Consider the following 20,960-nt stretch of genomic DNA (forward strand, 5'->3'; position numbering starts at 1 on the left):
CATTTAACTACGGATGTAGAGTGAAAGTAACTACAAAAGTAGAGTGAAGTCACTACGTTTATAGAGTGATTAAACTACGGATATAGAGTGAAGTCACTACTTGACAAAAAGCATGTAGTTATTTACGCTGATATAGTGTGAATATGAGAGAAAAGATGGTGATTTCGTGATAGGAAAAATGGACTTATATAAAGATAACTATGTAGTGAAAGCCAATCAATTTATACAAGCAAAAGGTAGACTTGGAGTGCTAGAGCAAAAGCTTTTAGCGACTCTCATTTCAGAAATAAGAATGGAAGATGAAGACTTTAAGAAATACCGCCTCGATATAAAAGAGGTGGGCGAATTCATAGGTTTAAATAGCGGAGAAGTATATACGAAAATAAGAGAAGCAATCAGAAGCCTAAAAAAGAAGAGCATAGAAATTGAAAGATACAACCCTGATACACAAAGATTGGAATGGGAAACATTCGGATTAATCGGTTACACTAAAATCATAGAAGGCATAGGATACATTACTATAAGAATTGACCCTGAATTAAAACCTTATCTTTTAGCTATAAAAGGTGAAGAAACCCCATTTACCAAATACCTCGTTAAAAACATTTTAAAGCTTAACAGCAGTTATTCTATTCGGATATATGAACTTTTAAAGCAATATGAAAAGAAAAGAAGCCGGGAGTTTAAGCTTGAAGAGTTAAAGGACTTACTGGATGTTACTGAAGAGAAGAGTTACAAACGTTTTGATAACTTTGAAAGAAGGATACTTAAAAAAGCGGAAGAAGAAATAAACGCTAAAACTGATATAAAGATAAGCTACAAGAAAGAGAAGACAGGTAGAAAAATATCTGAAATCATATTCAAAATCATACCTAAAGAAGAGGACGAAGACCAAAAGGTACTTGAAGCTTTAACATCTTCCAATGAAAGAGACGAAATAAGACAAAAATGTGGGCTTGCTGAATCTAACTTTAGTGATAAGCAAGTAATGGAGCTTTACACTAAATCCGTTGAAATTACAGACAACCTTAATGACATGTTTAATATTACACCATACAAATATATAAGTAAGGGATATGAAATCATGTTAAAGCAAAAAGATGTTAAATATAAGTTTTCTTACTTGAAAAAGCTATTAGAGAAAGGCAAAGCAACAATAATAACCGAATTAATTGAAGAAGGGATTTAACTACGTTTATAGAGTAAGTCACTACGCTTGTAATTTAAGGCAGTTAAACGCTCTACATTTGTAGTTGAATGAGAAGGGAAGTATAGAAATGTATTATGTTTATAGACTGTATGATAAAGACGATAAGTTACTCTATGTAGGTAAGACAACTAGTTTAGAAACTAGAATGACAACCCACAAATTAGATTTAAGATGGAAAGATGAATTAACTAGAATTGAAGTAGCGCAGTGTAACTCTAAAACTGATATGGATATATACGAACTTTACTATATTAACAAGTTGAATCCCCTACACAATATATCAAGTGTTAACGGAGACATTCCAACATTTGAACTGAAAGACCTTGAGTTTAAGCCTTATATCAAAAAGGATAAACCTAAAATTAAAAAACCTAAAAAGAAAAGCGCAAGCAGAATACAAAAAGAGGAAAAATTCAAACTTAAATGTAACGCTGATGATGTATTTAAGATAACGGAACCTATTACAATACAGGAACTTGTAGCGCATAAGCATAAGTATCGTGCTTACAGCATAGAGGATAGGATATACTTTGAATTAAAGTATGATGCCGACAGACATTTAGGTGTATACCCTACATCTAAAGAAGATATTGCAATATCATTTGAAGACTTACCTGAAGGTACTGACCGCAAAGACATTTTAAATGAACTGTATGAATCAGCAAAATTATCAATGGTCTATAAAGTATTAAATGAATATGATGGTAGAATTAACATTGTTGGTGCTGTAAGTGTAAACAAAAATAAGCTTACAATTCATGCAAGTACCCCTATGAGATTACATGGATTATTTGGGAAATATGTTGATTTTTCACCGTTCACAGTTACTTATAAATAAGCGAGGACTTTTCCGGAGCCGCAGTGAAGATTGTCATGGATGAGCAGAAGTAGTCTTATGACCCATACGGGGAAAGAAATATAGCGGAGCAAGAAAAACCATATTGAAACCCAGCAGGAGCTTATTCAAGAACAATGCATCGTCAATTGAATCCATTACATATTCATTTGTAGTGCCCTCCAACAGCTTTTTTTCATTTGACAGCGTCGAAATAATGAAAACATGGGCAATTGAAATGAAAAAAGCGATTGATATAAAAACAAATGATCTGCTCTTAAAAAGTGAAACTACCATGCAGATGATGTTAATCAGGGACGCGGTTAAAATTATGTTTGAGATTATCTTTTTATCCATATGTATTTTCACTGGCTCCTTCCTGATGAAAGCATATTTTTGATGTGAGTTCAAATTCTTGCGAAAATAAACAGCAAAGGGAATAGTAAACAATCGCAAAATGTAAACTTTTCCCTACAGTAGCATTTTACCACTTGTTTACATAAATAGGCTATAGAAACCTCACCAAAGCTACATAATCAGAGTTATGTAGCTTTAGTAAAAATCATGTATACTTGTTGGAATTGCAGGAGTATAATGGACATATGCTAAGTCATACTTTTTCGGAGGGCTAAAATCATGCAGGAATACATTGAAAATTATGCAATTTTTGCAAAAAACGACAGAAATAGGGGCCTTTCTGACAGCACCATAAAGAGCTATCTGATGGACCTGAGAGAGTTTTCGAAATTCTACCAGGGGGATATATCCAAACTCACTCAAAACGACATATACGCCTACAAGAGACACCTTCAGGAGAAGATAAACGAAAGGACAGGGCATCTGCTTTCGGTGAAGACCATAAACCGAAGGCTGGTGTCTCTGAAGCAGTTTCTCGACTACCTCAGAAGCGAGGAGCATATGGATCTGGACGTGGCGGTGAAGCAGGAGAAAGTCCAGCACCAGAATATCCTTCCGGACATGCTAAACAACAGCGACGTGAAAAGGATGCTGGCCGCAGCAAAAAAAAGGGATAACCTGAAGGCCCAGGTCATAATATCCACCCTGTTTTTCACGGGAGCCAGGGTTTCTGAAATGCTCCAGATAAAGGTCAGGGACGCAGACAAGGAAGAGATATGGATAGTGGGCAAGGGCGAAAAGCACAGGAGACTGTTCATACCTAAAAGGCTCTTGAGGATATGGGCGCAGTATCTTAGCGAAAACCCGCAGCTTGCGCCTGACAACTTTCTTTTTTCCGGGCACAAGGGGCCGCTGCAAAGGCAGGCCATACACAAGATACTAAAGTTCTACGCAGGGCACGCCCACGTCAAGAAGACGAAGGTACACGCCCATGCCTTCAGGCACCTTTACACCAAGAACATTGCAGCAACCGGGGTGAATTCGGCCATAATAAAACAGCTCCTTGGCCATCAGCTCAGCACCACCGAAGTGTACATGCAGGTGAGCAGGAAGGACCTATTCAAGATAATAGAGAACCTGGGGGTGTGATATCAAAGACATATAACAATACAAAAAATGTAATTTCAGATTAATTTTTACTTAAAAATTGTTTAAAAAACTATACAGTCGTTATAAAAAACAGCACAATGTCAATTGTGCTGTTTTTTATTTCCTTACATAAAAATTCAATGAAATAGTTCATATCACTAATTATTTTAAAAGAATTGGTAACAATGAGGCTGAAGATTTTCATTTCTTCCGTAATAAACTAAATAGAGCACCTAAAACATTAGATGACCTTATAAGCCATGAAAAGTCAGAATGGATCATGCTTGATTATGATAAAGCGATTTTTCATATGACTGGAGAGGAAGAGGGAATATTTAATCTAAAATTTGTTTCAAAGGATGATGGTAGGTATGAAGCTGTATATGACAGAAAAGGAAATCTAGTAACTGAAAATACAAGATCTGGCGACAATATTGGCTATAGAAACATGGGTACTTATAATTACGCAAGTCCTTCAAAGAAAGGAGATCAGAAAGGAGATCATACTATGTACGATATTATTCCTTTTTATATGTATGGAAACATAAGAGGTACCAATAGAGGCATGAGTACAGAAAATGATATAGCATTTAAGTGTAAGGATAAGTTTCTTGAGAGTAAAGAGGCTATAGAACACTATAATGGTATTGCTGATAAGTTTGATATAGATCTAGTTGAATATAAGGGAAAAAAATAGGGTGAATATAAATAAAGACGCCCCAACTCTCAGTTTAGCCGAGAGTTGGGGCGTCTTTATTTATACTTAAGTATTATAATTTCCAGCATATAAGCATTTATCCAAATGATTTATATACATAAGTTACATAGATTACATACATAATAATATATATTGAATTGGCAAGAAAGGTAAACCTTTGAAGTTTCATATCAGGCTCTAGTTGTCCTTTTGAAGAAAAAACACCATATATAGCAGGCAAAATAGAGAAGATCCCATAACCGATTTGGAAATTTATGATAAATCTGCGAAACTGTACTGATGCATCATTAGGTATATCATAATGCCAAATGAACATCACAATAGTTAAGTTTATAAGCGTGACTGTAAAAGGAAGTATGGCTTTTATCTGTTTTTTCATTATAACCTCCCGAATATTAATATATGGCTGAATCTATTATACCATAATTCTATTCCATTTTTTAGCAATCTCTCCATGTTTTAATTTATTTTCATTTATTTTACATCATTTCTATATAACATAGTCCACACTTCCTCCCTTGTTGCAAGCTCCTTGGGTCTGCTGCCGTCGGATATGCCTTTATCCATTGCCCACTTTCTAGCCGATGCGGCATATGGTGAAACCTGCGCTGGATCCGGAAGCTGCCTGTCGTACTGGTCCAGGTGATTCGACTCTATTATACTTATGAGCTTTGCTGGATAATCCGGATCGGTGGCATATCCGCACGACTGGAGCGCTTTTGCTGCTGCCCTATAGCTGTTGGCTTTTATAACAGAGCTATAGCGTTTGGACTCCCCGATAAGTCTGTTGTGGTCCATTACAGATTCATTGAAGGAGCCATAGTCCCTGAATATTGCAGTCGTCTGTATGATCTCGCTATTACGGCATTCATAGGTTTTTGCTGATACCGTCCTGCCCTTCCATGATCTACTGGCTTTTATTCCAAACAGGTTAAAGCCTATGGCATGTTTGCCCCATCCTGATTCGAGTATCGCTTGAGCGATTGTGACTGACGGCAACAAGCCGTACTTTTTCTGGCCATCGAGAGCTCCGCCGAGTATACTTTTTATAAATGTTTTCTTTTCTGTGTCTTCCATGATAATCTCCTTTCTTTCAGCAAGCATTTTCCATGCCCTAAATGTTAAAATTACAATGGTTTGGATATACTTATATACGGGGGTGTTTTTTGATGGACATTGGCATAGCAGAAGATCTGACTCTCGACATGATTCCAAAGTGTTACAGGGACATAGCCGAAGTGGCCGGAGTCAAGATTTTCATATCTCTTTGCGAGAAATTCGGAGGGACTTCGCTGTATTTTCCAAAGTCGGGCTCTGTGACAAGGCCTGCAAGGGACATGCACATAAGAAGCGAGTTCGACGGCGGCAACTACAGGCAGCTTGCCTGCAGGTACGGCCTTTGTGAGACCCAGGTGCGAAAAATTGTGGCTGAAAAAGATTAGCCCAAAACCTGGAATGCTTTTGTTTGGCCAGGACTTGGGCTAATCTTTTCTCACTTGATTCCGGCGATAACCTTCGAAAGGTCGTTTATGGAATTCGTAAGCGTATTGAGTTTTCCTTCTATCCTAACGAGAAGGTACACGGAAACCGCTATGGGAAATCCGAGGTTCGCTATGTTCACAGCCAGATCCTCCATCGCCATCCCTCCTTTTCTTATGGATGCAGATCCAGCGGCCGCATATGCGGCCGCTTTCGCTTTTCACCGTTGTCCAATCATGCCTAGTCTGCATACTCGAATTCGGTAGTATCTGTCTGAACTATTCTTGCGGAGTCGACCTTCACAAGGTCCCCGCCATTGGTGTTGAATATGTTCTTGGCGACTATGTCGTCCATGACAGCCTTGACCTGCTCCTGTGTAACGTCCTCCTTGGGATCGTCTATTGACAGGCTGGACTTCTTGCCGCCCTTGTTAATGAATGTAAGCACAAGCTTTTTCTTTACCATCTGATTCACCTCCCACCGTTGGTTTCATTTTGACTATGCTATTCGTTGAGCATCTTGCTGTCTTCTCTGACAACCTCAACCAGGCTTGGATCCTGAAGGCCTCCTATGCTTTGCGCCACGGCGTATATGTCCTCGTTTGTCGAGTCACATTTCACCTTTGAAAGCGTCTTTCTTTTCGAGATCTCATGTCCGTCGCCGTCAACCCCGTAGCTGTACTTGAGTCTTATGCTCGAATCAAGATTTGTTGCTGTAGCCATTATGCTTCACCTCCCGTATATGTTTTGTATCTTGCTACAATTCAATGATACATCCGGAAGGAAAAAGCTTAAATGCAAAATGGTTGAGGAATTTAGTTGGGTACATAAGCTGTATCTCTAAAATCAAAAATATATGAATATGATATTCAAACGACTTGATAATACAACTAATTGGTTGTATTATTGAATCAAGTAAAGAAGTATCCAAATACACGGGAGAATACAGAATGTATACAATCAAACTTACAAAGCAGGCTGAGAAAGAGCTTAAAAAACTTGCAAAAGAAGATGCACAGCTTTTTGCCGAAGTTAATCAAAAGATAAAATATCTTGGCGAAGGCAAGGTCGAGCAGCTGGACATCAAGCCCATACGCAGGAAGAATAAAAAGAACAAGATTTTGGAGATAAGGATAAAATATCCGTCTTCATACAGGGTTTTTTATATTGAAGTCGAGGAAGTGGGCAGTGAAATACTGATTGTGGCCGGAAGAAGAAAAAAGGTGGATGCTTTTGACGACAAGTATTTCAGGCAGCTTGACAAGAGAATCGACAACAGCTGAAAAGGAGGCGCAAAATGAGCATAAACTATGATGATTTTTTAAAGGACATAGTATCAAGCGATGAAAATATAAAAAAAGAAATGGACCTTCTGGAGCTCAAGTACAGCATAATTGACGAGCTTGTGTCATTCAGGAAGGAAAAAAGACTCACCCAGACCGAATTCGCCGACATAATAGGCGTGAAGCAGCAGATGATATCCAGGTTTGAAAAGGGCGAAGTCGATCCAAGGCTGAGCTTCGTGTCCAAGGTGCTTATGGGAATGAACAAGGAAATCATAATCGAAGACAGGAATTTCAAAAAAACCAGCGAAGTCATAAAGTTTGAAAAAAAGGCTAAAGCGAAGCAGCCAATCAGCTTCAAGCTCAACAAGAACCGTGATTTCGCAAACTGCATATAGGGGGATGTCATGAGCAGAGAATCAGTATATCTGAGCTTTGAAAATTATGAGGTTGAAAAAATAAACCTGAACAAGACCAAGGAATGCACAAATGAAAGCGAACCTTTTGGACTTTTGTTCAAGGTCGTTCCTGACAAGGAGAAAAACTTTGAAAAGATCAATGTGTACCAGGGCATATCTGTTGAGCCGTCGCAGGATTTCCAGTACAAGCTTGAAATCGTGATAAAGGGAAATTTTACAGTCAACGAGGGCATGGGCGACGATGAAAAGCTGAGGCTCATTTCGGTGAACGCTTCCGCCATACTCTTCCCGTACCTCAGGTCCCTTGTGTCGCTTGTCACGTCGCAGCTTGACTACGAAAAGATAATCCTTCCGGTGATGAACTTCCATGCGATGTTCGACGATGCGGACATAGGCGACATTGTCGTAAGCCCGGAGTCATTCGAAGAGTTTTAAAAATCATATGATGTATTCATACTGTCAAAGGCAGCCTTCCATCAAATCATTGGAAAGCTGCCTTTTTCTATTCAATCACGACCCCAACCGGCCCAAAGCCTGAAGCTCTCCGCCAAAAATATTGCAAGCTTCAGACTTTTACCATCCTGTTTCCTATAGCTGGGCCTGCTGCCGGCAAGATCCGACGGTAGCTGCCATATTCAAGGTTAAAAAACACAAAAATGCCCCCATAGATTAAAGACGAATTTCAGTCATGAAATGTAAACCACTATTTTTAAAAAACTGAAAAAAATATCACTGGCGGGATCCGCCGCTTCATCCAAAGACGCTGAATGATAAGGAACCGGCCCCCGGTGCCAAAGCCGCCCTCCTTCTCCCCCCCCTTGCATCCCCCCCACAACACCTTCCGGCCAAATATCAGTGAAAAGCGGTGTGCCGCAAGAGCGCAGGGGGGGAAGTTATGAGCCCGGCTTCGCGTTCGGCGCGCGGCACGGATTATTGTTGTTTCGCCGACGCCGGGGTGCGTCCATTCCCCGGTCTCCAACCACCTCCACCGACCGGATGAACGGACTCGGTTCCTTCAGGGCATTTGAAAGCTCCGCAAGGTAAATAAAATTAAAGAAGCCATCTCATAGGAGCAAGAAACGCTCCCAAAGGATGGCCCGGTAAATCAGGATATGCCCTTGTCGGCGAAAATGCTCCAGAAGCAGTCGCATATTCGCCAGCTGAAAAGACCCTTTTACGGGTTGACCACAGGGCCCACGAGAGCCGGCGGCTGCTGCTGGTTTAAAGATAAGGACAATGCTCTGTGAGCTTATGGACAACCCTGCAGATTTCGCCGTTGCCGCCCTGCCCACAGGGTCCGCAGGGCCTGCGGTTGCTGGAAATGAAAAACCCGCCATGCGGACTTGTGGACAGGGCTCGGTAGAGCTTCTAGAGCAAAGGAGGGAACTCATCCGAGTTCCTTTTCTGGAAAAAACAAAAGCGAACATGCGGATGAAGAACAGTATTTGCAATGCGTGTGCTGGTTTTGGTTGCGCTTTTGGAACCATGAATGCAACCAAAAAGGGAACAGGAGAAAAAAGCATGAAAAAGACGCATGCATGGAGGGAAAAAGGCGAATATGGGTATGTATGGAAATGGTGATGCGTAATGGAGGACATTGTATATATTGCATACGGGCTCATTGCCTTTACACTGGCTATATCCGGCCTAGCCATGGCGATTGGAGTCAGGGCGTGCATGATGGCCCACGGTAACAGCATGGACATCGAACGCATGAGTGAGGATCTGTGGCTGGTAGAGGAGGCATTGAAGTACAAGAAGGACCAGCAGGGATGATGCACGGCGTAAAGCTGTGCATTTTTCTGTCTTGGGACTGACACTCAGTCCTGTCCGGATGTTTTTTTCGTCTCCTTCGCGGTTATTTGATATCTTATCTGTCCAGTAGGCCTTCCTGGACTTTGGCGTGGAAAATAGCCTGCAGCCCTCGTGGCCGTGCCAGAAACAGCCATTCACGAACACCACGGTCCTGTATTTCGGCAATACTATGTCGGAACTGCCCGAGTACCGACTGTCATTCTTCCTGTACTGCAGGCCGCACGAGAAGAGGTACCTCCTTACAACCAGCTCTATGCCGGTGTCCCTGCCTTTTATCTTCGACATCACTTCGCTGCGCTTCTATTTTGAAAACACGTCGGACATTGAAAACACCTCCAGTTTTTGCGGGAAAACCACTGTATATGCTGGATTATTCCATTTTGAGTGGTGCTCAAACATGAAAAAGGGTATAATATAAACATAATATATTTGTAATACATAGTATTTGTATTACAATATAAAACGGAAAATATGGAAAGGGAGTGCAAAGATGTCTGATAATATTAAAGCGACAAGCTTCAGGGTAAGCGAAAGTGCGGTTGAGAGGTTCAAGGAGCTTGCGGGCGAGATGAACATGACGCAGAGGGAGTTTTTCGATTCCCTCATAGGCGTCTACGAGTTGGAGTCGGCCAAGGAGAAGATTGTTGACAGGGGCAAGGAGATCGAGGAGTTCCAGGGGCATGCGCAGCGTCTTGTGTCGATATTTCTGAATGCATTGGAGCTTAACCAGAATGCGGAAGGCAGGATAGAAGAAAAGTACCAGGAGGCCTTGGTGAAAAAGAACTCCGTCATAGACAATCTGCAGGAGCAGCTTGAAAAGGAAAAAGGAATGAAGGAGTATTACAGGGACCAGAAGGCCGAAGCGGAGAAGGAATTGGAGTCTCTCAAGGAAACCAACAAGCACCTTGAGGAGATAAACAAAAACAACGCAGACCTTGTGGAGCAGTACAAGGAGAAGGTGGACACCCTGTCCACTCTTGTGAACGAGTACAAGGGATACAAAGAAGAGATAAAGAATGTCCAGAAGAAGCTTGACGAAAAGAGCAAGCTTTCCGAGGATCAAAAGCACGAGATCCGGGACCTGCAGCTGAAAGCTGAAAACTGCGAAGGGCAGGCGGACTTCTACAAGAACCAGGTAAACGAGCTGAAAGAAGAGATAAAAGAATACAGAAAACACGAGGAGGATGCGAAGGCAGCGGCGAAGGTAGAGGTTGAAGCGGCATATGAAAAGACAAAAGCCGAGTTTGAGGAGAAGCTAAGATTCATGACAGAGAAGAAGGATCTTGAATCCGAAAAGGCCTTGATGGACTTGAAGAAGGCGCACGAGGAAGAAATGGCCAAGTTGAAAAGCAAGTCTGAAAATGCCGTTGATGAAACAGAAAGGGCCTGCGGCGAACGAATTGTGGCTTTGAACGGGGAACATCAAAAAGCTGTTGAGAAACTGAAGAAAGAGATTGAAGAATTGAATAAAGAAGTGTAGTAGCAGCTAAAAAGTGGGGTTTTGATGTATAAAAACCTCACTTTTTAGTGCGAAAGCATAGAGTTGGTGACGTCACCGAGTGTCAAGAATCTCCTTAATTAATCGTTCAAGTCTCTCTGTTGGATTATCCATAAGCTCGCACTCCCATATAGTTATAACCTTAAAGCCCATATTCTTCAACTCTATCCGGTTTTTTAAGTCTCTTGCGATGTTGTTTTGAATTTTATTTTGCCAATATGCGATATTGGTTTTTGGCTTGCGATCGTTTGCGCATCCATGGCCATGCCAAAAGCAGCCGTTAACAAATATTGCGACTTTATATTTAGGCAATAAAATATCCGGTTTCCCAGGATAACGGCTGTCATTTTTTCTAAAACGGAACCCGTTTTTAAACAAATACTTGCGCACAGAGAGTTCTATAGAGGTGTCTTTTGATGGGATAGCGCTCATTATTTTACTTCTTGTGTCATTTTTCATTGAAATCACTTCCTTGACATTATATTGTTTACAAAGTAGAATTACTTTGTAAACAATATTGGGATTTGAGGTGATATATGTATGAATAAAGGCCCTAAAAAAAGTTCATTATCAATATCGAATCAAGGTAAACGAAAAACATTTTACATAAAAAACGAGGTGCTAGACTTGCTTGAAAAGTATTGTGACGAAAATCCACATAGAAAAAAATCTGAGGTTGTTAACGACGCCCTAGAGTCCTATCTTATTAAATCGGATACCGAGTCGAAAAGGAAATTAAAAGTGGTTTCCTTGTTTTCTGGATGCGGAGGCATGGATTTGGGATTTAGAGGCGATTTTAAATATTTAGGTAATGTATACCCAAATAACGGTTTTGAGGTTATATTTGCTAATGACATTTTTAAAGAAGCTTGTATGAGCTATGAAAATTATTTCAACCACACTCCAGTCCACCAGGACATTAAAGAGTATCTGGATAGTGGAAACGTGATTCCTAAATGCGATGTTGTGATAGGTGGTTTTCCGTGCCAAGACTTTTCCATAGCGGGAAAAAGAAAGGGATTGAGCAGCGAGAGAGGTTTGCTGTATCTTCAAATGAAGAGAGTTATTGAGATGACGCAACCCGAGATTTTCATAGCTGAAAACGTAAAAGGATTGACAAGGCTCGGCAATGCTTTGGATATTATAAAAAACGACTTTGCCTCTATTGAGCCAAAGTATAATATAAGCCATTATTTGCTAATGGCCGCTGATTATGGAGTTCCGCAGACAAGGGAAAGAGTTTTTATAGTCGGCACTAGAGCTGATTCGAATATCGGTTTTTACGAGCCTATTCCGACGCATGCGGCGGACAGCAGTGACGGAAGGAAGCCGTGGGTGACGTCGTACGAGGCTATAGACGACTTATTCGAGTATGATGGACGTATGAAAGACGAGTATTATAACCAAACCCAGTATAGCAAAGCCAAAAATTACGGCAGTCGCCTTCAGGGGAATAGGCCGATAAAAAAAGATTTTCCGGGGCCCACGATAAGAGCCCAGCACCACGGCAATATAGAGTTCCACTACAATGAGACTCGAAGGCTGACGGTGCGCGAGTGCCTTAGAATACAGTCATTCCCGGATGATTTTCAACTGCTGGGCTCGGCGTCAAAAGCCTATGTCCAAGTGGGAAACGCTGTTCCGCCGGTTCTGGCTTGGCATATCTCAAAACAAGTAAGAGAGTATTTTTCGAAAAAAAACAGGACTCGATAGTTAACTATCAAGTCCTGTTTTGTAAATTTGCTCAATGGTTATGTGGAGGTTTTCTCTTTCAAATGTTTTTCCCGCAAGTTTTGCCGCTACACTAAGCCACTCGTCTTCAAGGTTTTCGATGTTGATTTGAGATTTATCGATGTTATGTACTTCCCAACACTCGATAATGTCCTCGTACCTGGCTTGCTTTTCGAACTCGTCAAGCCCGTCCATTTTTAAGTATGTACTAACATGCTTTGCGTTCTCGAATAACCTGATGTAGAAAGCCGGAATTTTCACTTTTTCGCCCGTCGGCAAAACGAAAACTTTTTTCCCTCCGGCTGAAAACTTATCTCTCAAGCAATGACTGTAAATACCTTCACGCATCATTAAAAACTTAGTCAATCTACCGTATTTATTTGGACCTTGCACGTCAAAAATTTCAGGGAAAAGGACCATTATTTTCGCTAAAACATTATTTTGCTCGTCCTTGCTTAATGTCTCCCATGGTTTTAAAGCTGAAATCAAGAATTGGTCTCTTTCAACGGAATTATGATTGTCTATCCACCAAAGAGATTGCCCGTCTTCCAATGACTCCAAGGTTCTTTTTTTAAAGGCCTCGATAATTTCATCAGCCCCTCCTGAGTCAACTCCAAGCGTATCAAAGAAAGTTTCCGACATGTTGTCAATGTCAAGGTAGTATCTTGGGGAATGAGTCACCTTTATATCGACGATGGACTTGTAATAATCGGTATGCTTCACTTTTTCCAATACCTTGTGTCCGAAAATTAAATGGACGCTCTCGAATTCATTACGCTTTGTTGTTTCGTAAACGCTTCCGCCGATGGTTTTCCAACCTGCGCTCTTGGCTGTTTTCAACTTGACTTCTATGCCGATCTTTTCATCTTTGTGTCCATGGACAACTATATCAGGAAACGCATTTGAGCCTTTTTGGTAGTCCACGTGTTTTATTGTGTGTGAGTGCTGATCCTTGCTTATATCCTTGACACGCTCAGCTATGCGTTCCTCGAATTTGCCCCATGAATTAATGCTATTCCAAAATTCTGTGTTGTCGTCTAGTTCTGATTGTATTTTTTCTAGTATAGATAGAACACTCGTATTCATATATTGGCCCCTTTACAAGAAATGAAATTTGTATTTTTGTATAATACTGTAATTATACTATCAATATATATACAATACAATTATTAGTTAATTACCATATTGTAATACATAAATATTACATAGTATTTGTATTACAATATAATTATTTTATATGGTATGTCACTGTGGGCCGCGGTAGCGGCCGGAACATGTATGAATCCGGAACTCCGCAGAGTTCCAACCACCATTGCCGATAGAGGGTTGTCCGTAAGCCCACAGAGCATTGTTTTGACCTTGAAGCCAGCAGTCGCCGCCGGCTCTTGTGGGCCCTGTGGGCAACCCGTGAGGGGCCGTATCCGGCGAATATGCATATATGTCCTTGCGGCGCATTTTCGCCGGCACGGAGGATCTGTGACACGACAAGGCAGGCTATGGGAATATCCTATGGCCTGTTTCAGCTTTCGATGTGTTTTTATTTTGGGTGAGCGGGCGGCTGTCCAAGCCTGGACCGGCGCAAAGCGAATGCCCTGCTTCGAAGGCTTTCAAATGGAATCTTTCAAGGAACCGGGAGTCAGATCCCGGCCGGTGGAGGCTGGTTGGAGGACGGGACCTGACGCACCCCGGCGCAGGTGAAACAACAATGGACATGCCGCACACCAAGTGCGAAGCCGGGCTCATAAGCTCCCCCCCTGCGCTCTTGCGGCATACCTATTTTCACTGATATTTGGCCGGAAGGTGTTGTGGGGGGGATGCAAGGGGGGGAGAAGGAGGGCGGGTTCGGCATCGGGGGCCGGTTCCTTTTCCTTCAGTGTCTTTGGATGAAGCGATGGATCATGCCGGCAGGTGGCCCGGCTATAGGAAACAAGATTGTAAAAGTCTGAAGCTCACAAGTTTGTTTGGGAAAGAGCTTCAGGCTTTGGACCGGTTGGGGTCGTGATAGGATAAAGAAAGGCAGCTTTCCATTGGAAGGCTGCCTTTGACAGAAATTGCATGTTATTTTTTAATACACTGTTAAATTGTGTGTGAGTCTGATTTATGTAGTATTTCTTATCATTGTCTGTAACTTTTTCATTGAGTTCTTTCCATATGGACCTTAATCATTCATCATGTCCGGCGATTTTTTGCCGTAGCTATTAATATATCCCGTTACAACATTGCTAGATAGGGATACTGCTTTGATATGCATATATAGGATGTCCTGCTAGATATAAGAGTGAATATCTTTTATGTGATTCTCAAATACATTTTCAGATTCAACTAATATTAGTTTTTTTCTTAATTTTGAAAGTTCTTTTTGATATTGTTTTGGACTTAGGTAGTTTGATTTACTAGATTTCCAGGTTTTGGACTTGTAGAGTTTAGATATTTTGTCTGCATCATGAATTATTTGGGCTAATAGAATATTACTATTGGGTATATTGGAGGGGTCTATTTTTTCTCTTTTATTATGGAAAAAGATTGCTTTTGCAATTTGATCAAGTTTCTCTTCCGATAAACTAACGTTCAAATCACTGATACCTTTTAAACTCTTAAATAAGTTATGTCCATTCCTCGAATGATTATGTGACTTATCAACTACTTTTACCGCATCATGAAAATATGATGCATAGCGTACCAGCTCTTCTGTTATGTCATTTTCATTATTCAGACATGTAAAAATCTCTTTGGCAATCATATATACACAAGTTGAATGTAAGTAATTTTCTTTAGCTTTTTTCGCAAGCTTATTTTCATATTTCTTTTTACCTTTTTTTGAAGATAGATTTTTTAACTCTTTGTCCTTTATTTTTTTTATTTTCTCAAGAGCTTTGATTTCTTCGTCGATTGCATTTATTTTTTTAGAACCTTTTTTGGTGTAGAGAGTCCATGGGCTGTTAACAGCATCTTCTAATTTGGATTTATTTTTTTTAAGTTGTTTAATATCATTTTTTAAAACATTTATAAGAGATCTGATTTTATCTTTACTGTTTTTAATTTGATCCTTTTTTATAGTTACTAAGACGTTTTGAACCAATTTTAATTTTATTGCAGTTTCGTTATGGTTGTTTTTTGTATATTTTTCTAGTCGTTTTCTATACTTTTTATCTATGAGCCGAGCTGAAATCATATAAACTTCTCTCCTTTCGATTTTTTTAATCAATGCGTAGCTGAAAAAGCAAGCTTTCATTTCGAAAGCCTGCTTTTTAGGGTATGGCGATGCAATTGAATGGTGGGTAATTTTATTACGCCTCGTCCAGTTCGTTTTCGGAAACATATTCGTCGATGCCCCTGTCGAGCATCTGGTCGTACTTGTAAGTGAGCTCCCTGGCCCAGAAGTTCAGGTTGTCGTCGTTCATTTTAGGGCAGCGGCTCTGCAGTTCCCTTTTGAAGTATGAGAACATGAGGTCGTGGGATCCGTATTCTTTCGATATGTCTTTCATTTCAAAGCCTCCTTATGATTTTAAAAGTTTATTTATGGATTGTATGCTGTTTCATCAGTACTTCCGGAAGTACTTGTCCTCGATTCCGTTGCGCAATATCTCACGCACAATTTCATTTATGCCCCTGTCCTCGTTTGCGGCCTTGCGCTTTATGGCCAGCTTCAGATCGGGGTCTATCAGAAATGTCTGTCGGACGTATTCTTTCTTTTCTTTAGTTTCTTCGGTATCCTGCTCTTTGAGCATGCTGGCGGAATCGTCGCTTTCAATCACGCTGGACACCTCACCGAACTCTCCGTCATTTTTTCTTTTCTCGAACTCTTCCTCGGAAATGCTTTCGAACTTGAAGTCCATGGCGGTGAAAACCTCCTTTTCAAATGCAGAAAAACTGTCTGCACACCTTTGTAAACATTTTGAACAAGTAAACTTTTTATAATACTAATATTATACCATATATTTACATGAATAAAGCTTAAAGACACAAAAAAGCAACATAATATGTATTATGTTGCTTTTTTGAAACCTGCGTATAATTATTGAAATTGCTGGGGTATAATGGATTTATACTGAATTATACTTTTTTGGAGGGTGAAAATCATGCAGGAATACGTCGGAAATTATGCAGAATTTGCAAAAAACGACATAAACAGGAACCTATCGAGTGGCACAATAAAAAGCTATTTGATGGATCTGAGAGAGTTTTCAAGATTCTACAGGGGGGATATATCTAAACTCTCCCAAAAGGATATCTATGAGTACAAGAGACACCTGCAGGAAGAGATAAATGAAAAAACCGGCAGGCTGTTGTCGGTGAAGACCATAAACAGAAGGCTCGTATCACTCAAGCAGTTTTTGGACTACCTCAAAAGCGAAGCCGGCGTTGACATGGACGTTGTGGTGAAGCAGGAGAAGGTCCAGCACCAGAACATACTTCCGGAGATGCTCAGCAACAGTGATGTGAAAAGGATGCTGGCCGCAGCAAAGCGCAAAGGCGATTCGAGGGCCGCGGCCATAATATGTACACTTTTTTTCACTGGAGCCAGGGTGTCAGAGATACTGCAGATAAAAGTTAGGGATGCGGACAAGGATGAGATCTGGATAGTGGGCAAGGGTGAAAAACACAGGAGGCTGTTCATACCCAAAAGGCTTTCAAGGGCATGGGCTGAGTACCTGGGTGAAAAATCTGAAATGCCTCATGATGCCTGTATGTTTTCGGGGCAGAAGGGGCCACTCACCAGGCACACGATTCACAAGATACTGAAGTTTTATGCGGGGCAGGCCCATGTAAAAAAATCGAAGGTCCACGCCCATGCATTCAGGCACCTGTACACCAAAAACATTGCAGTAACAGGGGTCAATTCCGCCATAATAAAACAGCTCCTTGGCCACCAGCTCAGCACTACTGAAGTGTACATGCAGGTGAGCAGGAAGGAACTATTCAAGATAATAGAGAACATAGGCGTGTGATTGAAGGTATTGCATGCGGGAGACCCATACACTGAACATTTTGCACCGCAAGGTGTGTGCTTAAATTGGAACCATTAATGGTTCTGTAAAGAGTTTCGAAAATGGTTTACAATTTGAACCTACATATGGATGTGAATTTGAAATCAAAAAAGCACGCCGTAATCACAGTGGCGTGCTTTTTAAAGTAGTGGCTTAGTCATCTTCGCCAACGGCTTCCATCATTTTGTCGATCATGTATCTGAGGAAGGCGTTTTTGGACCTGTTAGTCTTTTCGGCGTATTTTGTAATGAAGTCTATGTGGCGCAGCTCTATCGTGTATGTTGCACGCTTGAGCATTCTTCCGCTGTCCTTGACTTCAAGCTCAAGGATTTGTTCGCGTTTCACTTTAGGCTTCTTTTGGTCGGCGTCCTGCTGGAGGACCTCCTCAAGTTTTCCTATCTTGAGCATATCGGAAGTGTCGTGCTTGACCTCCTTCTTCTTCTTGTTCTTTTCTATGGTCTTTTGGAATTCTAGGCCGAAGTCGTCGTCCATCTCGAATGCGTTTTTCTTTTCATTGTCGCTTTTACTCATCTTCAGGGTTCACCCTTTCTATTATTTCTTTTGTAAGCTCCTTGAATGCCTTGTTGCCGGAGGTACGCTTGCTGAATATGTTTATAGGCAGCTTGTAGGCCACGCCTTTTACTAGCGATACGTTCACCGGGATCACGGTTTCAAAAAGTATGTCCTGTATGAAAGGCGTCTGCTTGCATGCTTCGAAGAACTGGTCTGAAAGGGAGTTTCTCTTGTCGTACTTGTTTATTATGAATCCTTTTATGTTGTTTTCAAGCTCGAGTTCCGTCGCAAGCTCCAGCCATCTTTGCATCATTATTTTTGATCCGCCCAGGGCTTCAATGTCTATGTCGTTCACCATGAACACGGCGTCCGAGACAACGAGCGCGTTTATGGATATCACGTTGAAGCTCGGATTGGTATCTATCAGGATGTAGTCGTATTGGTCGTATATGTCTTTGTGTGATTTTATGTGGTTCTGGAAAAGCTTCTCCCTGTTGGGATACGATATTATGCGCATTTCTGTGAACGTGAAGTAGAAGTTGGACGGTATTATGTCCAGTGTAGGAAGCTCATTGATGGGGCCTTTCACTATCACCTCGGAAGGATCCGTGGTCTTGTCCTCGAGGATCTCCTTTATCGTGTATATGGAGTTGTTGTTTTTTACGTTGCACCTGTGGGTCATGTTGGCCTGCAGGTCGAAGTCGACAACAAGTACCTTGTTGCCCATTTCGGCGAGGAATCCCGCCACGTTGAAGCATACCATGGATTTTCCTGTGCCGCCCTTCAGGTTGGTGAAAGTTATTATTTTCGTGTTGCCCATGTCGTGGTTGTTCAAAAAAATTGCACCTCCTGTTCGAGTGTGGTTAATATTAAGCGCATGCTGATACTCTGATTATACAACGGCTGTGCTGGAATCGCAACACTTAATGGTTCCACTTTCGGAACCAGGGGTCGCCTTGGGAAAATGCAAAAACCGGTTGAAAACTGTTTTCGGCGGTGGTATGATGTGATTAGTTGCAGTAAAAAACACATTGTATTATATGAAGTATTACATAAAAAAAAAGCCCCGGTCAATATAAATGTTAGCGCATTTATAAAATAAGGATCTGTTCCTACCACAGAACATTCTCATACCACTGAGATTTCCTTAAAGACCAAAGCTTTCAGCCTGCAGCGTACGGTTTTTACTTACAACTGAATATCTCCCCAGACATAAAGTTTTTTAGCTTACCGTCGCACTGCTAGATATACATTTTTAGTTGAAGAGCGATAGGCTCTTTCTGCGTATATACATAAAGTATAGCAATTTTAAAGCTAAAATTCAATAGAGCGTGCGAAAAATTATACAAATATTATAATTTTCGTGCGGAATTCTATTTTATGGCCGTATAGCAGGGCGTCTGGAGGGGAAAACTTCGGATGCCCTGCTTTTGTTTTGTCGAATTTGGACGAAACAGGGGGAATGAGGTTAAAACTGAATATGGATCCAGTGGTTAGAGGAATAACACTGAAGTCAAAAAAAACTGTCCCGCTGGCTGCCGGGGAAACTATATTACAATAGCAAGCCGTCCCAGACCGGAGAGACCGTCGTAGTCGAAACCGCCGTTGTAGGTTTTGTATCATCAGGGGGAGCCTGAAAATGCGAGGCCGCAAGGCGGGAGTAGAGGGGGAGCATGGGGAGTAGCAGGGGCTTACATCCCTGCGAGGGAAACAGGGCTGCAAGGCCCGTTTCTGCTTGGTAAAGCTACACCTGGGCAAGATAGACCCATGCTGCGCAAAGGATAATGAGAAACAGTACATATTGCGCTTTAACGGACACCAGAAACGGATACCCAAACTCAGCGTACTGCTGAAATGGACCCGAAGAATGTCATCGTTGAAACCAGCCCTTTTTTTGCAAAGGGGGGTTTCTGCCGTTTTCCAGGCCGTTTTCCCAGCCTAACACCTGCTGAATTTTCTAATACTGTTGAAAGTGTTGTCAATAAAAAAAGGCAGAAAGATTGGGGAAAGCTCCTGGTTTTGAAAAGATGTTTGTATTTTATGTTTTTGAATGAGGGTTGAAATCAGTTTAGCTGAGGGGGGATTTGCATGAATGACATGAAAGAAAGGTCCATTTATGATGATTATCCGGAGCTATTGGGGTCTCGCCAACATTTCCGATAAAACCCACGCTAAGACACGATTTAGTCTAAACTTTGAAATTTGCACCACGTTAAGAGATAAATATAGCCATAGCCGAGTATATATTTGCTATGGCTTAATCCTTTTTATTTTCATTTAAGTATTTGTATAAAGTTGATTTTGAAACACTCAACGCTTTACATATATCTTTAACAGAGATACTTTTGTCGGCCATCATGGACTTGGCCATAGCAATTTTATTTGTATCCATTACAGGCGGTCTGCCGCCAACTCTTCCCCTAGCCCTTGCGGATGAAAGTCCAGCTAAGGTTCTCTCTCTAATAATATCCCTTTCAAACTCAGCTAGAGAAGCAAAAATATGGAACATTAATTTACCTGTAGAGCTTGTTGTATCTAAGCTTTCTTTAAGACTTATAAAGCCTACTCCTTTATTATTCAATCCATTTACAATTTCAATAAGATGTTTTAATGATCTTCCAGCTCGATCTAATTTCCAAACAACAACAATGTCTCCTTTTCTTGCATATTCAAGAACTTGTTTTAGTCCTGGTCTTTCTTTTTTTGCTCCTGATACTTTATCAGTAAAAATTTTTTCACATCCTGAGCTTTTAAGAGCATCCATTTGTAAATCTAGATTTTGTTCTCTAGTTGAAACTCTAGCATATCCTATTTTCATAAAATTTACCTCCTGGTATGATCATTTCAAAGATAATAAAATCGTCCTATAACTCAACTTGAAAGTCAAGTTATAGGACTTTGTTTTTAGGATAAGATTTTGTACTAATTTTTCATCTTTTTCTATATATTTGCAGCGCATTTATAAA

At 40.9% G+C, this 20,960-nt stretch carries 28 protein-coding genes and 1 pseudogene; 14 read left to right on the top strand and 15 right to left on the bottom strand.

Annotated features, from left to right (window positions below; genetic code table 11):
* Positions 1-178 precede the first annotated feature (178 nt).
* The 5 genes from BUQ87_RS14235 (at position 179) to BUQ87_RS14255 (ending at position 4,248) form a co-directional block, all read left to right on the top strand.
* Positions 179-1,189, top strand: coding sequence for a replication initiation protein (locus BUQ87_RS14235; protein ID WP_207647198.1), 1,011 nt, complete (start codon positions 179-181; stop codon positions 1,187-1,189).
* 64 nt (positions 1,190-1,253) lie between these two features.
* Positions 1,254-2,048, top strand: a complete 795-nt coding sequence (locus tag BUQ87_RS14240; RefSeq protein ID WP_159434354.1) for a GIY-YIG nuclease family protein — start codon at positions 1,254-1,256, stop codon at positions 2,046-2,048.
* 103 nt (positions 2,049-2,151) lie between these two features.
* Positions 2,152-2,445 carry a hypothetical protein gene (locus BUQ87_RS15485; RefSeq protein ID WP_207647199.1) on the top strand — a complete coding sequence of 98 codons (294 nt, stop codon included), beginning with the start codon at positions 2,152-2,154 and terminating at the stop codon, positions 2,443-2,445.
* A gap of 236 nt (positions 2,446-2,681) precedes the next feature.
* On the top strand, positions 2,682-3,551 hold the full coding sequence (locus tag BUQ87_RS14250; RefSeq protein ID WP_038260661.1) for a tyrosine-type recombinase/integrase: 870 nt from the start codon (positions 2,682-2,684) through the stop codon (positions 3,549-3,551).
* A 310-nt stretch (positions 3,552-3,861) separates the two neighbouring features.
* Complete coding sequence (locus BUQ87_RS14255; protein ID WP_143182487.1) at positions 3,862-4,248, top strand: hypothetical protein; 387 nt, start codon at positions 3,862-3,864, stop codon at positions 4,246-4,248.
* A 97-nt stretch (positions 4,249-4,345) separates the two neighbouring features.
* Here BUQ87_RS14255 and BUQ87_RS14260 read toward each other — a convergent pair whose 3' ends face one another.
* Positions 4,346-4,648 (bottom strand): hypothetical protein, encoded by a 303-nt coding sequence (locus BUQ87_RS14260; protein ID WP_038260664.1) that lies wholly within the window; start codon positions 4,646-4,648, stop codon positions 4,346-4,348.
* A 95-nt stretch (positions 4,649-4,743) separates the two neighbouring features.
* Positions 4,744-5,346: a glycoside hydrolase family 73 protein gene (locus BUQ87_RS14265; protein ID WP_052635814.1), complete on the bottom strand. Its 603-nt coding sequence runs from the start codon at positions 5,344-5,346 to the stop codon at positions 4,744-4,746.
* Between the two features lie 92 nt (positions 5,347-5,438).
* Between BUQ87_RS14265 and BUQ87_RS14270 the strand changes: the two genes are divergently transcribed.
* Positions 5,439-5,711, top strand: a complete 273-nt coding sequence (locus tag BUQ87_RS14270; RefSeq protein WP_052635815.1) for a Mor transcription activator family protein — start codon at positions 5,439-5,441, stop codon at positions 5,709-5,711.
* A 50-nt stretch (positions 5,712-5,761) separates the two neighbouring features.
* Here the strand turns inward: BUQ87_RS14270 and BUQ87_RS14275 are convergent, their stop codons facing one another.
* The 3 genes from BUQ87_RS14275 to BUQ87_RS14285 form a co-directional block, all read right to left on the bottom strand.
* Positions 5,762-5,905 (bottom strand): YvrJ family protein, encoded by a 144-nt coding sequence (locus tag BUQ87_RS14275; RefSeq protein WP_074210130.1) that lies wholly within the window; start codon positions 5,903-5,905, stop codon positions 5,762-5,764.
* Between the two features lie 83 nt (positions 5,906-5,988).
* Positions 5,989-6,213, bottom strand: coding sequence for a DUF2922 domain-containing protein (locus BUQ87_RS14280; RefSeq protein ID WP_038260666.1), 225 nt, complete (start codon positions 6,211-6,213; stop codon positions 5,989-5,991).
* Between the two features lie 38 nt (positions 6,214-6,251).
* Positions 6,252-6,470 (bottom strand): DUF1659 domain-containing protein, encoded by a 219-nt coding sequence (locus BUQ87_RS14285; protein ID WP_038260668.1) that lies wholly within the window; start codon positions 6,468-6,470, stop codon positions 6,252-6,254.
* A 227-nt stretch (positions 6,471-6,697) separates the two neighbouring features.
* Here BUQ87_RS14285 and BUQ87_RS14290 point away from each other — a divergent pair, with 227 nt between their 5' ends.
* The 5 genes from BUQ87_RS14290 to BUQ87_RS15625 all read left to right on the top strand — a co-directional run bounded on the left by BUQ87_RS14290 (position 6,698) and on the right by BUQ87_RS15625 (position 9,225).
* Entirely contained in the window at positions 6,698-7,030 is a 333-nt protein-coding gene (locus tag BUQ87_RS14290) for a type II toxin-antitoxin system RelE family toxin (RefSeq protein ID WP_038260670.1), read from the top strand.
* Positions 7,031-7,044: 14 nt separating this feature from the next.
* Entirely contained in the window at positions 7,045-7,428 is a 384-nt protein-coding gene (locus BUQ87_RS14295; RefSeq protein WP_052635816.1) for a helix-turn-helix domain-containing protein, read from the top strand.
* 9 nt (positions 7,429-7,437) lie between these two features.
* Positions 7,438-7,884 carry a protein-export chaperone SecB gene (locus BUQ87_RS14300; RefSeq protein WP_052635817.1) on the top strand — a complete coding sequence of 149 codons (447 nt, stop codon included), beginning with the start codon at positions 7,438-7,440 and terminating at the stop codon, positions 7,882-7,884.
* 816 nt (positions 7,885-8,700) lie between these two features.
* The gene (locus BUQ87_RS15345) at positions 8,701-9,030 is read left to right on the top strand and encodes a hypothetical protein (RefSeq protein WP_207647200.1); all 330 of its coding nucleotides are present in this window, start codon (positions 8,701-8,703) and stop codon (positions 9,028-9,030) included.
* A 6-nt stretch (positions 9,031-9,036) separates the two neighbouring features.
* Positions 9,037-9,225: a hypothetical protein gene (locus BUQ87_RS15625; protein ID WP_038260678.1), complete on the top strand. Its 189-nt coding sequence runs from the start codon at positions 9,037-9,039 to the stop codon at positions 9,223-9,225.
* Between the two features lie 44 nt (positions 9,226-9,269).
* Here BUQ87_RS15625 and BUQ87_RS15700 read toward each other — a convergent pair whose 3' ends face one another.
* Positions 9,270-9,398 (bottom strand): hypothetical protein, encoded by a 129-nt coding sequence (locus tag BUQ87_RS15700; RefSeq protein ID WP_278309060.1) that lies wholly within the window; start codon positions 9,396-9,398, stop codon positions 9,270-9,272.
* Between the two features lie 34 nt (positions 9,399-9,432).
* A pseudogene (locus tag BUQ87_RS15880) lies at positions 9,433-9,549 on the bottom strand (hypothetical protein); the annotation flags it as partial.
* Between the two features lie 205 nt (positions 9,550-9,754).
* On the opposite strand from BUQ87_RS15880, the gene BUQ87_RS14320 reads away from it, so the two are divergent.
* Positions 9,755-10,744, top strand: coding sequence for a hypothetical protein (locus BUQ87_RS14320; protein WP_038260681.1), 990 nt, complete (start codon positions 9,755-9,757; stop codon positions 10,742-10,744).
* Positions 10,745-10,816: 72 nt separating this feature from the next.
* Here the strand turns inward: BUQ87_RS14320 and BUQ87_RS14325 are convergent, their stop codons facing one another.
* Positions 10,817-11,221 (bottom strand): very short patch repair endonuclease, encoded by a 405-nt coding sequence (locus BUQ87_RS14325; RefSeq protein ID WP_038260684.1) that lies wholly within the window; start codon positions 11,219-11,221, stop codon positions 10,817-10,819.
* Positions 11,222-11,302: 81 nt separating this feature from the next.
* Here BUQ87_RS14325 and BUQ87_RS14330 point away from each other — a divergent pair, with 81 nt between their 5' ends.
* Positions 11,303-12,475: a DNA cytosine methyltransferase gene (locus BUQ87_RS14330; protein ID WP_077216399.1), complete on the top strand. Its 1,173-nt coding sequence runs from the start codon at positions 11,303-11,305 to the stop codon at positions 12,473-12,475.
* Here the strand turns inward: BUQ87_RS14330 and BUQ87_RS14335 are convergent, their stop codons facing one another.
* From BUQ87_RS14335 to BUQ87_RS14355, 4 genes are all read right to left on the bottom strand, one after another.
* Positions 12,476-13,579, bottom strand: a complete 1,104-nt coding sequence (locus BUQ87_RS14335; RefSeq protein ID WP_038260687.1) for a hypothetical protein — start codon at positions 13,577-13,579, stop codon at positions 12,476-12,478.
* Between the two features lie 1,180 nt (positions 13,580-14,759).
* Complete coding sequence (locus BUQ87_RS14345) at positions 14,760-15,725, bottom strand: HD domain-containing protein (RefSeq protein WP_038260696.1); 966 nt, start codon at positions 15,723-15,725, stop codon at positions 14,760-14,762.
* Positions 15,726-15,780: 55 nt separating this feature from the next.
* Positions 15,781-15,978: a hypothetical protein gene (locus tag BUQ87_RS14350; RefSeq protein WP_038260698.1), complete on the bottom strand. Its 198-nt coding sequence runs from the start codon at positions 15,976-15,978 to the stop codon at positions 15,781-15,783.
* Positions 15,979-16,032: 54 nt separating this feature from the next.
* Positions 16,033-16,329, bottom strand: coding sequence for a hypothetical protein (locus tag BUQ87_RS14355; RefSeq protein ID WP_038260701.1), 297 nt, complete (start codon positions 16,327-16,329; stop codon positions 16,033-16,035).
* Positions 16,330-16,572: 243 nt separating this feature from the next.
* On the opposite strand from BUQ87_RS14355, the gene BUQ87_RS14360 reads away from it, so the two are divergent.
* Positions 16,573-17,442: a tyrosine-type recombinase/integrase gene (locus tag BUQ87_RS14360; protein WP_052635818.1), complete on the top strand. Its 870-nt coding sequence runs from the start codon at positions 16,573-16,575 to the stop codon at positions 17,440-17,442.
* Between the two features lie 192 nt (positions 17,443-17,634).
* Here BUQ87_RS14360 and BUQ87_RS14365 read toward each other — a convergent pair whose 3' ends face one another.
* From BUQ87_RS14365 to BUQ87_RS14375, 3 genes are all read right to left on the bottom strand, one after another.
* Positions 17,635-18,012: a hypothetical protein gene (locus BUQ87_RS14365; RefSeq protein WP_038260704.1), complete on the bottom strand. Its 378-nt coding sequence runs from the start codon at positions 18,010-18,012 to the stop codon at positions 17,635-17,637.
* Positions 18,005-18,829: a ParA family protein gene (locus BUQ87_RS14370; protein WP_038260707.1), complete on the bottom strand. Its 825-nt coding sequence runs from the start codon at positions 18,827-18,829 to the stop codon at positions 18,005-18,007. Before BUQ87_RS14370 ends, BUQ87_RS14365 begins: the two co-directional genes overlap by 8 nt.
* 1,422 nt (positions 18,830-20,251) lie before the next feature.
* Complete coding sequence (locus tag BUQ87_RS14375; RefSeq protein ID WP_038260709.1) at positions 20,252-20,812, bottom strand: recombinase family protein; 561 nt, start codon at positions 20,810-20,812, stop codon at positions 20,252-20,254.
* Between the last annotated feature and the right edge of the window lie 148 nt (positions 20,813-20,960).

This window comes from Peptoclostridium litorale DSM 5388, assembly GCF_900141635.1.
GTDB classification, from domain to species: Bacteria; Bacillota; Clostridia; order Peptostreptococcales; family Peptostreptococcaceae; genus Peptoclostridium; species Peptoclostridium litorale.

What these genes read in the sequence shown, in the direction of transcription:
- BUQ87_RS14235 (WP_207647198.1), top strand. Translation starts at nt 179, where the DNA reads ATGGACTTATATAAAGATAACTATGTAGTGAAAGCCAATCAATTTATA.
- BUQ87_RS14265 (WP_052635814.1), bottom strand. Translation starts at nt 5,346, where the DNA reads ATGGAAGACACAGAAAAGAAAACATTTATAAAAAGTATACTCGGCGGA.
- BUQ87_RS15345 (WP_207647200.1), top strand. Translation starts at nt 8,701, where the DNA reads ATGGACAACCCTGCAGATTTCGCCGTTGCCGCCCTGCCCACAGGGTCC.
- BUQ87_RS14335 (WP_038260687.1), bottom strand. Translation starts at nt 13,579, where the DNA reads ATGAATACGAGTGTTCTATCTATACTAGAAAAAATACAATCAGAACTA.
- BUQ87_RS14250 (WP_038260661.1), top strand. Translation starts at nt 2,682, where the DNA reads ATGCAGGAATACATTGAAAATTATGCAATTTTTGCAAAAAACGACAGA.
- BUQ87_RS14360 (WP_052635818.1), top strand. Translation starts at nt 16,573, where the DNA reads ATGCAGGAATACGTCGGAAATTATGCAGAATTTGCAAAAAACGACATA.
- BUQ87_RS14260 (WP_038260664.1), bottom strand. Translation starts at nt 4,648, where the DNA reads ATGAAAAAACAGATAAAAGCCATACTTCCTTTTACAGTCACGCTTATA.
- BUQ87_RS14275 (WP_074210130.1), bottom strand. Translation starts at nt 5,905, where the DNA reads ATGGAGGATCTGGCTGTGAACATAGCGAACCTCGGATTTCCCATAGCG.
- BUQ87_RS15700 (WP_278309060.1), bottom strand. Translation starts at nt 9,398, where the DNA reads ATGGCTGTTTCTGGCACGGCCACGAGGGCTGCAGGCTATTTTCCACGC.
- BUQ87_RS14300 (WP_052635817.1), top strand. Translation starts at nt 7,438, where the DNA reads ATGAGCAGAGAATCAGTATATCTGAGCTTTGAAAATTATGAGGTTGAA.
- BUQ87_RS14270 (WP_052635815.1), top strand. Translation starts at nt 5,439, where the DNA reads ATGGACATTGGCATAGCAGAAGATCTGACTCTCGACATGATTCCAAAG.
- BUQ87_RS14350 (WP_038260698.1), bottom strand. Translation starts at nt 15,978, where the DNA reads ATGAAAGACATATCGAAAGAATACGGATCCCACGACCTCATGTTCTCA.
- BUQ87_RS14345 (WP_038260696.1), bottom strand. Translation starts at nt 15,725, where the DNA reads ATGAAAGCTTGCTTTTTCAGCTACGCATTGATTAAAAAAATCGAAAGG.
- BUQ87_RS14280 (WP_038260666.1), bottom strand. Translation starts at nt 6,213, where the DNA reads ATGGTAAAGAAAAAGCTTGTGCTTACATTCATTAACAAGGGCGGCAAG.
- BUQ87_RS14290 (WP_038260670.1), top strand. Translation starts at nt 6,698, where the DNA reads ATGTATACAATCAAACTTACAAAGCAGGCTGAGAAAGAGCTTAAAAAA.
- BUQ87_RS14255 (WP_143182487.1), top strand. Translation starts at nt 3,862, where the DNA reads ATGACTGGAGAGGAAGAGGGAATATTTAATCTAAAATTTGTTTCAAAG.
- BUQ87_RS14375 (WP_038260709.1), bottom strand. Translation starts at nt 20,812, where the DNA reads ATGAAAATAGGATATGCTAGAGTTTCAACTAGAGAACAAAATCTAGAT.
- BUQ87_RS15625 (WP_038260678.1), top strand. Translation starts at nt 9,037, where the DNA reads ATGGAGGACATTGTATATATTGCATACGGGCTCATTGCCTTTACACTG.
- BUQ87_RS14365 (WP_038260704.1), bottom strand. Translation starts at nt 18,012, where the DNA reads ATGAGTAAAAGCGACAATGAAAAGAAAAACGCATTCGAGATGGACGAC.
- BUQ87_RS14295 (WP_052635816.1), top strand. Translation starts at nt 7,045, where the DNA reads ATGAGCATAAACTATGATGATTTTTTAAAGGACATAGTATCAAGCGAT.
- BUQ87_RS14285 (WP_038260668.1), bottom strand. Translation starts at nt 6,470, where the DNA reads ATGGCTACAGCAACAAATCTTGATTCGAGCATAAGACTCAAGTACAGC.
- BUQ87_RS14355 (WP_038260701.1), bottom strand. Translation starts at nt 16,329, where the DNA reads ATGGACTTCAAGTTCGAAAGCATTTCCGAGGAAGAGTTCGAGAAAAGA.
- BUQ87_RS14330 (WP_077216399.1), top strand. Translation starts at nt 11,303, where the DNA reads ATGAATAAAGGCCCTAAAAAAAGTTCATTATCAATATCGAATCAAGGT.
- BUQ87_RS14325 (WP_038260684.1), bottom strand. Translation starts at nt 11,221, where the DNA reads ATGAAAAATGACACAAGAAGTAAAATAATGAGCGCTATCCCATCAAAA.
- BUQ87_RS14320 (WP_038260681.1), top strand. Translation starts at nt 9,755, where the DNA reads ATGTCTGATAATATTAAAGCGACAAGCTTCAGGGTAAGCGAAAGTGCG.